This is a genomic window from Pseudomonas sp. 2835 (genome assembly GCF_050435905.1).
Classification (GTDB): Bacteria; Pseudomonadota; Gammaproteobacteria; order Pseudomonadales; family Pseudomonadaceae; genus Aquipseudomonas.
The window spans coordinates 451,712-464,768 of sequence record NZ_JBNDLE010000001.1 but is presented as its reverse complement, the minus strand read 5'-3'; the positions used below and the strand labels follow the sequence as shown (position 1 = coordinate 464,768).

Sequence of the window (13,057 nt, the reverse complement as noted above, 5' to 3'; positions counted from 1 at the left end):
AACAAGCGCAGGCGGTTTTTGTGCATCCGACTGACGAACAATCAAGGCTCAACTGTCAGCATGCAGGCATCTGGATCAGGAGAATCCCCATGAAAATCGTTATCGCCCCCGACTCGTTCAAGGACAGCCTCAGTGCCGAAGGCGTCGCCGACGCCATTGCTGCCGGTATTGCCCAGGTGCTGCCGCAGGCACAACTGGTTCAGTGCCCGATGGCCGACGGTGGCGAAGGCACCATGGCGGCCATCGTCGCCGCCTGTGCTGGGGAGCTGCGCAGCCTGCAGGTGCGCGGGCCCTTGGGCGAGCCGGTCGAGGCTGGCTGGGGCTGGTTGGCCGATAGCCACACGGCGATTATCGAAATGGCCACTGCCAGTGGCCTGCAACTGCTTACCCTGGAACAGCGCGACGCCTGCCGCAGCAGCACCTTCGGCACCGGGCAACTGATCGGCGCGGCGCTGGATGCAGGCGCGCAGCGGATCATCCTGGCCATTGGCGGCAGTGCTACCAATGATGCCGGCAGCGGCATGCTGCGCGCTTTGGGCCTGCAGCTGCTGGATGCTGATAATCAGCCGCTGGCCCAAGGCGGCCTGGCATTGGCCAGGCTTGCCCGCATCGATGCCAGCGCGCTGGACCCGCGGCTACGCGAGGTGCAGCTGGAAGTCGCCGCGGACGTCGACAACCCGCTGTGCGGCAGCAATGGTGCTTCGGCGATCTTTGGCCCGCAAAAAGGCGCAAGCCCCGAGCAGGTCCAGGCCCTGGACCAGGCCCTTGGGCACTTTGCCGACCACTGCGCGCAGCTGCTGGGCATTGATGTGCGTGATTTCCCCGGCTGTGGCGCAGCCGGCGGCATGGGCTTTGCCGCCAAAGCCTTCATGCAGGCGGCCTTTCGCCCGGGGATCGAAGTGGTGGCCGAGCTTGCCGGGCTTGAGGCGGCGGTGCAGGGCGCAGACCTGGTGATTACCGGTGAAGGCCGATTCGATGCCCAGACCCTGCGCGGCAAGACGCCGTTCGGCGTGGCCCGGGTAGCCCAGCGTCATGGGGTGGCGGTGGTGGTGATTGCCGGCACGCTGGGCGAGGGTTACGAACAGCTGTATGCCCATGGCATCGACGCCGCGTTTGCCTTGACCAGCGGGCCGATGACCCTCGAGGCGGCCTGTGCCAACGCGCCGGCCTTGCTCCAGGCCCGTGCCAGCGACATCGCCCGCCTGTGGCACCGCGCCCGGGCGCTGCCCGCCGGCTGACGGGTCGGCGTCATCGCCGCTAGCCACCCGTCATGTTCATGAAGCGCAAAATCTGCACTTCGCCATTGATATCGAAATCATGGCTGTAGGGCTTGAGGGTCATGGCCTGGCGGATGGCCTTGTCCAGGCGCTCGGTATCACCCGGATGGGCGCGCAGCACCTGCTTGAGATCAACGGCGTGCTCATTGCCCAGGCACAGCAGCAAGCGGCCTTCGACGGTCAGCCGCACGCGGTTACAGCTGGCGCAAAAGTTATGGCTGTGCGGCGAGATGAAACCGATGCGGATGTCTGGCGCCTCAGCCAGGCGCCAGTAACGCGAGGGGCCCTGGGTCGATTCGGCCGATTCAATCAGGCTGAAGTGCTCGGCGATACGCGCGCGCACTTCGTCGCTTGAACAATAGGACTCGCTGCGCTGGTGCTCGCTGATCACCCCCAGGGGCATTTCTTCGATAAAGGAGATATCCAGCTGGCGGTCGATGGCAAAGCGCACCAGGTCGACCACTTCATGATCGTTGCGGCCCTTGAGCACCACGCAGTTGAGCTTGGTCCGGCGAAAGCCGGTAGCATGGGCGGCGTCGATGCCGGCAATCACCTGGGCCAGGTCACCAGTACGGGTCAGGGCTTTGAATCGCTCGGCGTTAAGGCTATCGAGGCTGATGTTCAGGCGCGACAGGCCGGCATCGAACAGCGGCTGGGCCAGGCGGGTGAGTTGCGAGCCGTTGCTGGTCATGCACAGCTCGCGCAGGCCGGGCAGGGCAGCGATGCGCGCGCACAGCTCGACGATGCCGGCGCGCACCAGCGGCTCGCCACCGGTCAGGCGGATCTTGCGGGTGCCCATGGCGACGAAACGCTCGGCCACCTGGTACAGCTCCTCCAGGGTGAGGATGCGTTGGCGCGGCAGGAACTGCATGTCTTCGGCCATGCAATAGACGCAGCGAAAGTCGCAGCGATCGGTGACCGACATGCGCAGGTAATCGATTTTACGACTGTAGCCGTCGACCAGTTGTTTGCCGTTTGCACTCATGGTGGGCAGGGCCTCTTATCGCACGCCAGGGATGCGTTTGCGCACTGATTCTTTAATGATTGTCGAGGCTATTTAAATCGTCCGGGTTGGTCAAATCACTAATAATGACCAACTGATAAGGCTCATCTATCGGTAGCTTGCAGGCCCCGTATTACGCAGGTTTCAGCGTCGTGATAGAGGGTCTTGATCGGTTCGTCATTTGTTTTGATTAGACGCCTGAGTCCACCCTCAATAGCCTGAAAGGGTAGAAAACGAAGTTCGCCGTTAATCAACCTGTCATTAACAAGTTGTTAATCGGCGAAACGTTAAAGATGTCCTGCGTGCCAAGCGAGGAAGCCCCGATGAGCCAAGATGAACATATAAAAAACTATGACGCCCCCGCCGCCGGTTGGGGCGCGCTGAAAAGCGTGACCAAGAGCTGGCTGGGCAGTGAAAACGCCTTCAAGAACCTGCGCGTTATGCTCAAGACCAACCAGAACGGCGGTTTCGACTGTCCCGGTTGCGCCTGGGGCGAGTCGCCGGAAAGCGGCATGGTCAAGTTCTGCGAGAACGGCGCCAAGGCGGTCAACTGGGAGTCCACCGGGCGCCTGGTCGATCCGGACTTCTTCGCCCGCTACAGCGTCACCGAGCTCGCCCGGCAGAGCGACTACTGGCTTGAATACCAGGGCCGCCTGACCCATCCGATGCGCTATGACGCCGCCACCGATCATTACGTCGAAACCAGCTGGGAGGACGCCTTTGCGCTGATCGCCCAGCACCTCAACAGCCTCGAGTCTCCTGACCAGGCCGAGTTTTACACCTCGGGCCGGGCCAGCAACGAGGCGGCGTTCCTCTACCAGCTGTTCGTGCGCGCCTACGGCACCAACAACTTCCCTGACTGCTCGAACATGTGCCACGAGGCCAGCGGCGTCGGCATGTCGGAAACCCTCGGGGTCGGCAAGGGCACGGTAGTGTTCGACGACCTGGAGCACGCCGACGCGATCTTCGTTATCGGCCAGAACCCCGGCACCAACCACCCGCGCATGCTCGAACCGCTGCGCGAGGCGGTCAAGCGCGGGGCCCAGGTGATCTGCCTGAACCCGCTCAAGGAGCGTGGCCTGGAGCGTTTTCAGCACCCGCAGCACCCGTTCGAGATGCTCAGCAACGGCTCCGAGCCGACCAACACCGCGTACTTTCGCCCGGCCCTGGGCGGCGACATGGCGGTGATGCGCGGCATTGCCAAGTTTTTGCTGCAATGGGAACGCGAAGCCCAGGCCAAGGGCGAGCCGGCAGTGTTCGACCACGTCTTTATCGCCGAGCACACCTCGGGGCTCGACGCCTACCTGGCCGAAGTCGATGCCACCCGCTGGGCGCATATCGTCGAGCAGTCGGGGCTGAGCCTGGCTGAGCTGGAGCTGGCTGCGCGCATGTACCGGCGCGCCGAGCGGGTGATCATGTGCTGGGCCATGGGCGTGACCCAGCACCGCCACTCGGTGCCGACCGTGCAGGAAATCATCAACCTGCAGCTGCTGCGCGGCAACGTCGGCAAGCCGGGCGCCGGGCTGTCGCCGGTACGCGGCCACAGTAACGTGCAAGGCGACCGCACCATGGGCATCGACGAGCAGCCACCGGCGCGCCTGCTCGATGCCCTGGAAGCGCGCTTTGCCTTCAAGGCCCCGCGCCTGCACGGGCACAACGCGGTGCTGGCGATCCAGGCCATGGAAGAACAGCGGGCCAAGGTGTTCATCGCCCTGGGCGGCAACTTCGCCCAGGCCACCCCGGATACCCCGCGCACCCACGACGCCTTGCGCAACTGCGCGCTGACCGCACACATCGCCACCAAGCTCAACCGCTCGCACCTGGTCACCGGCCGTGACGCCCTGATTCTGCCGTGCCTGGGCCGTACCGAAATCGACCTGCAGGCCGAAGGGCCGCAAGGCATCACCGTCGAAGACACCTTCAGCATGGTGCATATCTCCCACGGCCAGCTCAAACCCTGCTCGCCGCTGCTGCGCTCGGAGCCTTCGATCATCGCCGGCATCGCCAAGGCCACTCTCGGCGACCGGCCGATCGACTGGGAGTGGACCGTGGCCGATTACGGCCGCATCCGCGAGCTGATTGCCGACGTCATCCCGGGTTTCGAGGACTTCAATGCGCGCTTGCAGCACCCAGGCGGCTTCCACTTGGGCAACACTGCGGCGCAGCGCGACTGGCACACGCAAAGCGGCAAGGCGCAGTTCACTGCCAGTGTGCTGCCGGCGCAACTGGTCAACGAAGAGGTCCTGGCCCGTGGCGACACCCCGGACCTGATCCTGCAGACCCTGCGCTCCCACGACCAGTACAACACCACCCTGTACGGCCTCGACGACCGCTACCGCGGGGTGTTCGGCCTGCGCGAGGTGGTCTTCGCCAACGAGCAGGACATCCGCCGCCTGGGCTTCAAGCCCAACGACAAGGTCGATATGGTTTCGCTGTGGGAAGACGGCCGTGAGCGTCGGGTCAGTGGCTTTACCCTGGTCGCCTACGACATTCCACCGGGGCAGGCCGCGGCCTACTACCCGGAGACCAACCCGCTGGTGCCGCTGGAAAGCTACGGCGACCGCACCTTCACGCCGACCTCGAAATTCATCGCCATCAAGCTCGAGAAGGCCAGCGCCGACAACCTGATTCCATCAGCGCACGTCTGACGCCGCCTTCGATTCACTGAGGCAATAGCGCCCAGCATCGCACTTTTTCCGATTTGTCGGCTCTATTCATGGCCAGGCGGCGCTGATCCCCAGCGCCGCCGCCGAATACCGACCGGTGCCGATGGTTGATCCGTTTCTCGTTTTCCTGCGACACCTGCGCCTGCCCGTGATGGCGGGCGTCCTGCTTGCCAGCCTCAGCGCCTGCAGCCAGCAACAAGGCCGCAACATCGCCAGCCAGTTCAGCGAAGGCCGCCCCCAGGAGCTGTTCCAGACCAGCGTAGACCGCATGGCGACCCTGTCGATGCGCGACAACCTGCGCAGCCTGTACGTGCTGATGAACAAGCTCTACCTGCGCAACCCCAACCAGTGGCGCCAGTCCGGTTACGTCGATGCCACCACCGCCGAACGGCAGATTCGCCAGGCCATCGAGCAACGCCAGCCGTTGCCGCAACTGGGCGAGCGCCGCGACCTGGCCGCGCTCAGCTATGCGCTTAGCCCGGAGTTTCGGGGTGATCGGGTCGGCGCTTTCATCTATGCCATCGGCAGCATGCTGGTCACCGCCCACGGCGGGCGCACCGAATTCTTCATGACCGACACCATCGACCCGCAGTTCGTCAGCAATGCCGCGCGCAACATCGAAAAGGCCACCTGGCTGCTCAGCCAGCGCCAGGACGCCAATGGCGTGCTGCTGTTGTTTTCCAACGAGATCTCGGAGGAGGGCAGCAACCTGAGCTTTGCCGTGGAGTTCGGCAAGATCGTCGCGCGCCTGGACCTGCTGGCGCAGATGCTTGACGAACGCTATCGGCGTATTGGCCTTAATTACGCGCAAAGCCTGCTGCTGATGAACTTCTTGCCGGTGCAATAGGCCAGGGAACTCAAGGTACTTGCAGCAATCCTAGTTGATGTAGGTACTCTTTATCCGGAGGCACCACCATGCGCCGTTTACTGCTCGTTTCCTCGCTTGTGCTCTGTCTGCCCTTCGGCTCGGCCCTGGCCAAAGTCGACGCCGGTGATGTTGCCACCTCGGCCGGGGTATCCGCTTCGCTGTACTCGACCTTCAAGGACGACAAACGCATCATCCCGGCCCGTGACGACGCCTCGTCGTTCATTGCCAGCGACGGTGCAATCCGCGGCGTGTACCTGGAGTCGATGCTGCAGAGCATCCGCGCGCAGAACCCCGACCTTAAAGCCAGTGATGAAGAACTGGCACGGGCGATCCTGCTGCAAGACCAGTTCGGCGCCGGGCAGTAATCACCCGTAGGGGCCGGTGCAGCCAGCACATCAGGTGTCGCCTGGATTACGACCGCTGCGCGCTCGATCGCAGGCAAGGCCAGCTCCCACAGGTTCGGTGTACACAGGTCCACATTGTGGGGCTTTGCCGGCGATGAGGCCGGTGCAGTCAGCACATCAGATGTGACTGAATTGCGACCGCTTCGCGCTCGATCGCTGGCAAGGCCAGCTCCCACAGGTTCGGTGTACACAGGTCCACATTGTGGGGCTTTGCCGGCGATGAGGCCGGTGCAGTCAGCACATCAGATGTGGCTGGATCACGACCGCTTCGCGCCCGATCGCTGGCAAGGCCCCACAGGTTCGGTGTACACAGGTCCATTGTGGGAGCCGGCGTTGCCGGCGATAAGGCCGCTACAGGCCTACCTCAAAGGGCCTCAATCGCCTGCCGGTAACGCTGCCCCGCCAGGCTCATGCTGTTGTTATGCGTCGCCCCAGGCACCAGCAGCAGGTTTTTCGGCTGCTGCGCCGCAGCGAACAGTTGCTCGCTGAACCGCGGCGGCACAAAGCGGTCGTCCAGGCCATGCACCACCAGCAGCGGCATGCCGATATCGGCAATCTTGTCGATCGAGTCGAACTTCTGCGACAGCAGCCAGCGCACCGGCAGCGAGGTTTTCGCCACAGCGGTGGCGGCATCGCCCAGGGAGGTAAAGGTCGATTCGATGATCAAGCCGCGCGCCGGCACCGGACGCTGGTCTTTGTGTGCTTGCTGGCCCAGCTGCGCGGCCAGTTCGACCGCCACTGCACCGCCCAGCGAGTGCCCGTAGATCAGCCGTTTACGCGGGTCGGGCTGCAACCCCTGCAAGCGCTCCCAGGCCACCTGCGCGTCCTCGTAGACCGTCGCCTCGGAGGGCAGGCCGCCACGGCTCTGGCCAAAGCCCCGGTAGTCGATGGCCAGCACAGAGTAGCCATGGTTATGCAATTGCTGGATGCGAAACAGCTGGCCCGTGAGGTTCCAGCGCACCCCGTGCAGATAGAGGATGGCCGCGGCATCGGGGCTTTTTGCTGGCCACCACCAGGCATGGATGTTCTGCCCGGCCTTAAAGCTTTCAGGCCGTAATTCAAGCTCCTGGACGCCTGCGGGCATGCCCCGGTACCAGCTGGCATTGCCCGGCTCGATGCGAAACAGCAACTCGCGCTCCTTGTGCTCGAGCACCGCGCAGCCCACCGGCAGGCCGACCACGACGCAGGCCAGGGCCAGCCCGAAGAGCCAGCGGCGAGGGCGTTTGAGCGAGAAGAAAGCCATGGCAAATCGTTCGTCTGAATACAAAGACGCGTTTTAACAGAAGCGTCGACGAACTGCACCTCGCCTATGAACGCGCCGACGTGGTCTCTGAGTCACACAATTGGCCAAACCAGCGGTGCCGGGCAAGTTCGAGCCTGGCTTGGGTGACGCTGGCAAGCCGCGCCTGATCACTGACGGCCATGCCTTCGAGGTAGACGAAGTGCACATTCTGAAGGCCCAGGGTGCCGAGCACGTGGCGCAGGTAGGCGCTGAGAAAGTCCGGCTGGCGGGCCCGTGCCCCGCGGTGGTACCCGCCTGAACTGACGATCAGGTACACCGGCCGGTCTTTGAGCAGGCCGACCTTGCCTTCAGGGCCGGCAATGAAGGTGCGGTGGATGCGCAGCACATGGTCGATCCATAGCTTGAGCGCTGCCGGCACGGTGAAGTTATGCATGGGCGTGGCAATCAGCAGCAGGTCGCAGATTTCGAGCTCGCTGATCAGTGCCTCGGAGCTTGCAAATACCGGGTCGTGCGGCGGTACAAAGCCGGTCAGCGCTGTCGCGTAGCCGGCACTCAACGGCGCCAGCGGCGTGGCAGCCAGGTCTCGCAGGGTCACCTTAAGGTGAGGGTACTGGTGGCGGATGCAAGCGACCATCTCACCGGCCAGGCGCAAGCCGATCGAGGCGCTGCCGCGCATGCTGGCATTGACCAGGAGCAGGTTATCCATGGCGCTGCGCCTCGGCGGCGGGCAGTGCCTGAACAAAATGCATGCCTTTGGCTAAGAGCCCCTCGCGGTAATAAAAACGCTGGGCCAGTGGCATATGCAGACCGGTATCGAGCACCAGGTAGGCATGGCCGTTGCGCAGGCCATCGGCGCGCGCGGCATCGAGCAACGCGGCGCCGACCCGCAGGCCACGCATGGCCGGAGATACCACCAGGTCGTCGACGTAGGTAAAGCGTCCATAGAGCAGGTTTTCGCTAGTCCTTACCCCTGCCAGCCCCAGCAGTTGCTTGCCGTAGAAAGCCCCGAGCAAGCGGTAGCCCTGCAGCGCCTGGCGCCTGACTTGCTGCGCGAACGCGTCGGCATCCACCAGGTGCGGCCGAAGTTCGCGCATAAGCTCGAAGGCGTCGCGTTGCTCGGTGCCTTCTTGCAGGTAGCGGATGGTTGCCTGTTCGCCCACGGGTTTCTCCCAGATCAATTTGAGCCGTTACTTTACGGCGGCAACGGACTACCTTATAGGTCCAACAAATGCACAAATGACTAGGACATGCCAGCCTCCAGCCCACCGACGATGACGCCCCTCTATCGACAGATCTACCTGCGTTTTCGCGATGCCATCAGTACCGGGCGCTTGCAGCCGGGTGAGCGCCTGCCTTCGGTGCGGGCGCTGGCGGCGGAGCTCAACCTCGCGCGCGGCACAGTTGAGGCGGCTTACCAGATGCTCGGCGGTGAAGGCTATGTGCAATCCAGAGGCCCGGCAGGCACGGTGGTCGCCCCGTCGCTCAGTGCCAGGGCGATTGATGCCGATGTGCCGGGGCCAGCGCTGGCCCCGGGGCCGCAGACATCTTTGCCAATGCCGTTGCAGATCGGCTTGCCGGCGCTGGACGCCTTTCCGCGCAAGCTGTGGACGCGCCTGGTGGGGCGTACCTTGCGCCAAAGCGGGGTGGAGGGCCTGGCGTACCCGGACCCTCAAGGGCAGCTTGCCCTGCGCCATGCCTTGGCGGGTTACCTGGCGGTGTCGCGGGGCATCAGCTGTACTGCGCAACAGGTTTTCATCTGCGCAGGCTACCGTGCCTGTCTCGACCTGATCTGCGCCAGCCTGCGGGAGGACGGTGACCGCTGCTGGTTCGAAGACCCGGGTTACTTCCAGGCCAGGCGTTTTCTGGAGCAGGCCCGGGTGCAGTTGGTGCCGGTGCCGGTGGATGGCGACGGCCTTGATGTCGACGCCGCTATCGCTCGGGCTGCTGATGCGCGCTTTGCTCTGGTCACGCCCCATCACCAGAGCCCCCTTGGCGTCACGCTGTCGCTGCCGCGGCGCCAGCGCCTGCTGGACTGGGCCAGTAGCCAGGGCAGCTGGATCATCGAGGACGACTACGACAGCGAATACCGTTACCGCGGCCGGCCAGTGCCGGCACTCAAGAGCCTCGACACCGAGGGGCGGGTGCTGTACTGCGCGACCTTCAGCAAAGTACTGGCGCCGGGCATACGCCTGGCCTATCTGGTGGTTCCCCAGGCCCAGGTAGAGCGCTTCGCCAGCGTGGCCCGGGACATGCACAACCACTGCCCGCAGTTGTTGCAGGCGACGGTGAGCGCATTTATCGAAGAAGGCCATTTTGCCCGGCACTTGCGCAAGATGCGCAGCCTCTATGCCGAGCGGCGCCGGCAACTGGTCGAGGCCTTGCAGGCCGAAGTCGGTGAGTATCTGCAACTGGACAATCAGGCAGGCGGCATGCACCTGGTGGCAGATGTGCGCAGCGGCCTCGACGATTGTGCAATCGCCCGGCGCGCGCGGGCGCTTGGCCTGGCGATCGAGCCACTTTCAGGCTGGTACCGACAACCCGGGCAACGGCCCGGGTTGTTGATCGGCTTTACCAATGTCACCAGCCGCGAGCAGGCCATTGCGCTGGCCAGGCAGTTACGCCTGGCGATGGGCAATTAGCCGTGGCGGCTGTCAGTTGCGGTCCACCCACACGGTCTGCGCATTGCAGAACTCGCGCACGCCGAAGTGCGACAGTTCACGGCCAAAGCCACTTTTTTTCACGCCACCGAAGGTCACCCGTGGGTCACTGGCGCAGTAGCCGTTGATGAACACGCCGCCGGTATCCAGTTCGTCTGCCAGTTGCTCGGCCAGCGCGGCGTCAGCGGTGTAGATGGTTGAGGCCAGGCCGAATTCGCTGTCGTTGGCCAGCTCCAGGGCGTGGCGGGCATCGCGGGCGGTGATGATCGAGGCCACCGGGCCGAACAGTTCCTGCTTGAACGAGGTCATCTGGTCGGTGACGTCGGCCAGCACGGTGGGCTGGTAGTAGTTGCCGTTGCCTTCAACCTTGCCACCACCGAGCAGCAGGGTCGCGCCTTCGGCCAGGGTCGCCTGGACTTGCTGGTCGAGCTCTTCGCGCAGGTCGAAGCGGGCCATGGGGCCGATGTAGGTATCGCCAGCATGCGGGTCGCCCATGACCAGCGCCTGGGTGGCCTCGACGAATTTGCGGGTGAACGCCTCGACCACGCCTTGCTCGACGATCAGGCGCTTGGCCGCGGTGCACACCTGGCCGGTGTTCTGGTAGCGGCCGATGACGGCGGCTTTTACCGCCTCATCAAGGTCGGCATCGTTGAGGACGATAAACGGGTCGGAGCCGCCCAGTTCCAGCACGCATTTTTTTAGCGCAGCACCGGCCTGGGCGCCGATGGCGCTGCCGGCGCGTACGCTGCCGGTCAGGGTTACGGCGGCAATGCGCGGGTCGGCAATGGCCTTGGACACGCCCTCCGGGGTGACGTTGATCACCTCGAACACACCTTCGGGGAAGCCAGCGCGCTGGAACGCTTCGAGCAGCAGGTAAGCGCTGCCCATTACGTTCGGCGCGTGCTTGAGCACATAGGTATTGCCGGCCAGCAATGCCGGCACCGCGCCGCGCAGCACCTGCCAGATCGGGAAGTTCCAGGGCATCACCGCCAGCAGCGGGCCCAGCGGGCGGTATTCGATGCGTGCCTTGCCGACGGGTACCGGGGCCGGTTCAGCCTCAAGCATGGCCGGGCCATTGGCCGCGTACCACTGGCAAAGCTGCGCGCATTTCTCGATTTCGCCCCTGGCCTGGGCCACCGGCTTGCCCATTTCGTCGGTGATCATCCGCGCCATGGCCTCGGCGTTGTCGCGCAGGGCGCCGGCCAGCGCCAGCAACAGCTCGGTGCGCGCCGCTACCGGCGTGCGGCGCCAGGCGGCAAAGCCCTGGGCGGCGCGGCTCAGGGCGGCGTCGAGGGCCGCGTCGCTTTCGTAGGCGTAGTGGCCGATCTGCTCGCCGTTGGCGGGGTTGATCGACAAGGCGTGGGTGTGGAAGTTGATCGCGGTCATCACGGCGGTCCTGAGGGGAGGGGAACAGCTTCAGACTACCGCCTTGTACCTTTACCTGAAACTGAATAATACTGAGCAAAACATTCACGCAAAGAGAATGACTATGGACCTGGTGCAACTGGAGATGTTCAAGGCGGTGGCCGAGCAGGGCAGCATTAGTGCGGCGGCCCAGCACATTCATCGGGTGCCGTCGAACCTGACCACGCGGATCAAGCAGCTTGAGCAGGAGCTGGGTGCCGAGCTGTTCATCCGCGAGAAAAGCCGCTTGCGCCTGTCGCCGGCAGGCTGGAATTTTCTCGACTATGCCAGGCGCATCCTTGACCTGGTGGCCGAGGCGCGGCTGACCGTGGCTGGTGACGAGCCGCAGGGTTCCTTCGCCCTCGGCTCGCTGGAAAGCACCGCAGCGGTGCGCATCCCGACACTGCTGGCGGCGTACAACCAAGCCTACGCCAAGGTCGAACTGGACCTGACCACCGGGCCTTCCGGAGCGATGATCGACGGCGTGCTGGCCGGGCGCCTGAGCGCGGCCTTTGTCGACGGGCCGGTGCTGCACCCGGCGCTTGAGGGGGTGCCGGTGTTCGTCGAGGAAATGGTGCTGATTGCGCCACTGAACCATGCGCCGATCACCCGCGCTGCCGAGGTCAACGGCATGACCATCTACGCCTTTCGCGCCAACTGCTCGTACCGGCATCACTTCGAAAGCTGGTTTGCCCAGGACCAGGCGGTGCCGGGCAAAATCATTGAAATGGAGTCGTACCACGGCATGCTCGCCTGCGTCAGCGCCGGTGCCGGCCTGGCACTGATGCCGCGCAGCATGCTCGAAAGCATGCCCGGCTGCAGTACGGTCAGCGTCTGGCCGCTGTCCCAGCGCTTTCGCTACCTGCGCACCTGGCTGGTGTGGCGGCGCGGCACGGTGTCGCGCAGCTTGAGGACCTTCGTGCAACTGCTGGAAGAGCGCGGCGAGGTACTCAAGGTCGAGGAGCCGGTGTGACCTGATGTGCTGGCCTCATCGCTGGCAAGCCAGCGTCCACAGGCCAGCTACACTGTTTCTACTGTCCGATCCCGGAGTCCATCATGAACAGGTTGTCCTCCATTGGCCTGTGCTTGGCGTTATCGACTGCATGTGCGCAGGGCTGGGCCGAAAACGTGGTGCCGCTCAAGGGCCAGAGCGCCCAGCAGGTGCAGACCGATATCAACGATTGCCATAACGTCGCCGCGAGTTCCGCCAGCAGCGAAGCCCATGTCGGAGGCCGGGTACGCGGCGCTGCCGTCGGTGCTGCCGCCGGCGCCGCAGGTGCCGAGGTGCGTGGTCGTCAGCATGATGACGCGTATGAGCGCGTCGACGATGACGTCAAACAGCAGTACCGGCAGAACCGTGCCGGTGAAACCGCCGCTGCCGGCGCGGTCGTCGGCGGTGCCCGTCAGCGTCAGGAGCGCCGCCAGGACCGACGCAGCAATGAGGCAACCAGCGCCTCGGCCTACACCAGTTGCCTGCAGAACAAGGGGTACCAGGTCACGCCATAGGCGCCGTTGATCTGCTAGTCTGCTGGCTT

General features: G+C 64.4%; 12 protein-coding genes. 7 read left to right on the top strand and 5 right to left on the bottom strand.

Annotated elements, in window-relative coordinates; translation table 11 throughout:
• Nucleotides 1–89: 89 nt before the first annotated feature.
• Nucleotides 90–1,238 carry a glycerate kinase gene (locus tag ABIE20_RS01770; RefSeq protein ID WP_429502297.1) on the top strand — a complete coding sequence of 383 codons (1,149 nt, stop codon included), beginning with the start codon at nt 90–92 and terminating at the stop codon, nt 1,236–1,238.
• A 19-nt stretch (nt 1,239–1,257) separates the two neighbouring features.
• On the opposite strand, the gene moaA is transcribed toward ABIE20_RS01770, so the two are convergent.
• On the bottom strand, nt 1,258–2,262 hold the full coding sequence (gene moaA / locus ABIE20_RS01765; RefSeq protein WP_429502295.1) for a GTP 3',8-cyclase MoaA: 1,005 nt from the start codon (nt 2,260–2,262) through the stop codon (nt 1,258–1,260).
• Between the two features lie 341 nt (nt 2,263–2,603).
• Between moaA and ABIE20_RS01760 the strand changes: the two genes are divergently transcribed.
• The 3 genes from ABIE20_RS01760 to ABIE20_RS01750 all read left to right on the top strand — a co-directional run bounded on the left by ABIE20_RS01760 (nt 2,604) and on the right by ABIE20_RS01750 (nt 6,179).
• Nucleotides 2,604–4,928, top strand: coding sequence for an FdhF/YdeP family oxidoreductase (locus ABIE20_RS01760; RefSeq protein WP_429502293.1), 2,325 nt, complete (start codon nt 2,604–2,606; stop codon nt 4,926–4,928).
• A gap of 121 nt (nt 4,929–5,049) precedes the next feature.
• Nucleotides 5,050–5,793, top strand: a complete 744-nt coding sequence (locus tag ABIE20_RS01755) for a hypothetical protein (protein WP_429502291.1) — start codon at nt 5,050–5,052, stop codon at nt 5,791–5,793.
• 68 nt (nt 5,794–5,861) lie between these two features.
• Nucleotides 5,862–6,179 carry a DUF2388 domain-containing protein gene (locus ABIE20_RS01750; protein WP_045201991.1) on the top strand — a complete coding sequence of 106 codons (318 nt, stop codon included), beginning with the start codon at nt 5,862–5,864 and terminating at the stop codon, nt 6,177–6,179.
• 403 nt (nt 6,180–6,582) lie between these two features.
• Here the strand turns inward: ABIE20_RS01750 and ABIE20_RS01745 are convergent, their stop codons facing one another.
• The 3 genes from ABIE20_RS01745 to ABIE20_RS01735 form a co-directional block, all read right to left on the bottom strand.
• Complete coding sequence (locus ABIE20_RS01745) at nt 6,583–7,461, bottom strand: alpha/beta hydrolase (protein ID WP_429502289.1); 879 nt, start codon at nt 7,459–7,461, stop codon at nt 6,583–6,585.
• A gap of 64 nt (nt 7,462–7,525) precedes the next feature.
• Nucleotides 7,526–8,167: an FMN-dependent NADH-azoreductase gene (locus ABIE20_RS01740; protein WP_429502287.1), complete on the bottom strand. Its 642-nt coding sequence runs from the start codon at nt 8,165–8,167 to the stop codon at nt 7,526–7,528.
• Entirely contained in the window at nt 8,160–8,621 is a 462-nt protein-coding gene (locus tag ABIE20_RS01735; RefSeq protein ID WP_429502285.1) for a GNAT family N-acetyltransferase, read from the bottom strand. Before ABIE20_RS01735 ends, ABIE20_RS01740 begins: the two co-directional genes overlap by 8 nt.
• Nucleotides 8,622–8,708: 87 nt before the next feature.
• Between ABIE20_RS01735 and ABIE20_RS01730 the strand changes: the two genes are divergently transcribed.
• Nucleotides 8,709–10,100 (top strand): PLP-dependent aminotransferase family protein, encoded by a 1,392-nt coding sequence (locus ABIE20_RS01730; RefSeq protein WP_429502284.1) that lies wholly within the window; start codon nt 8,709–8,711, stop codon nt 10,098–10,100.
• 12 nt (nt 10,101–10,112) lie between these two features.
• On the opposite strand, the gene ABIE20_RS01725 is transcribed toward ABIE20_RS01730, so the two are convergent.
• A complete protein-coding gene (locus ABIE20_RS01725; protein ID WP_429502282.1) occupies nt 10,113–11,504 on the bottom strand; it encodes an aldehyde dehydrogenase family protein in 1,392 nt (463 codons plus the stop codon).
• 103 nt (nt 11,505–11,607) lie between these two features.
• On the opposite strand from ABIE20_RS01725, the gene ptrR reads away from it, so the two are divergent.
• Together ptrR and ABIE20_RS01715 are read left to right on the top strand one after the other, a co-directional pair.
• Nucleotides 11,608–12,495, top strand: a complete 888-nt coding sequence (gene ptrR, locus ABIE20_RS01720; RefSeq protein ID WP_429502280.1) for a putrescine utilization regulator PtrR — start codon at nt 11,608–11,610, stop codon at nt 12,493–12,495.
• Nucleotides 12,496–12,578: 83 nt separating this feature from the next.
• On the top strand, nt 12,579–13,028 hold the full coding sequence (locus ABIE20_RS01715) for a hypothetical protein (RefSeq protein ID WP_429502278.1): 450 nt from the start codon (nt 12,579–12,581) through the stop codon (nt 13,026–13,028).
• The last annotated feature ends 29 nt before the right edge of the window (nt 13,029–13,057 follow it).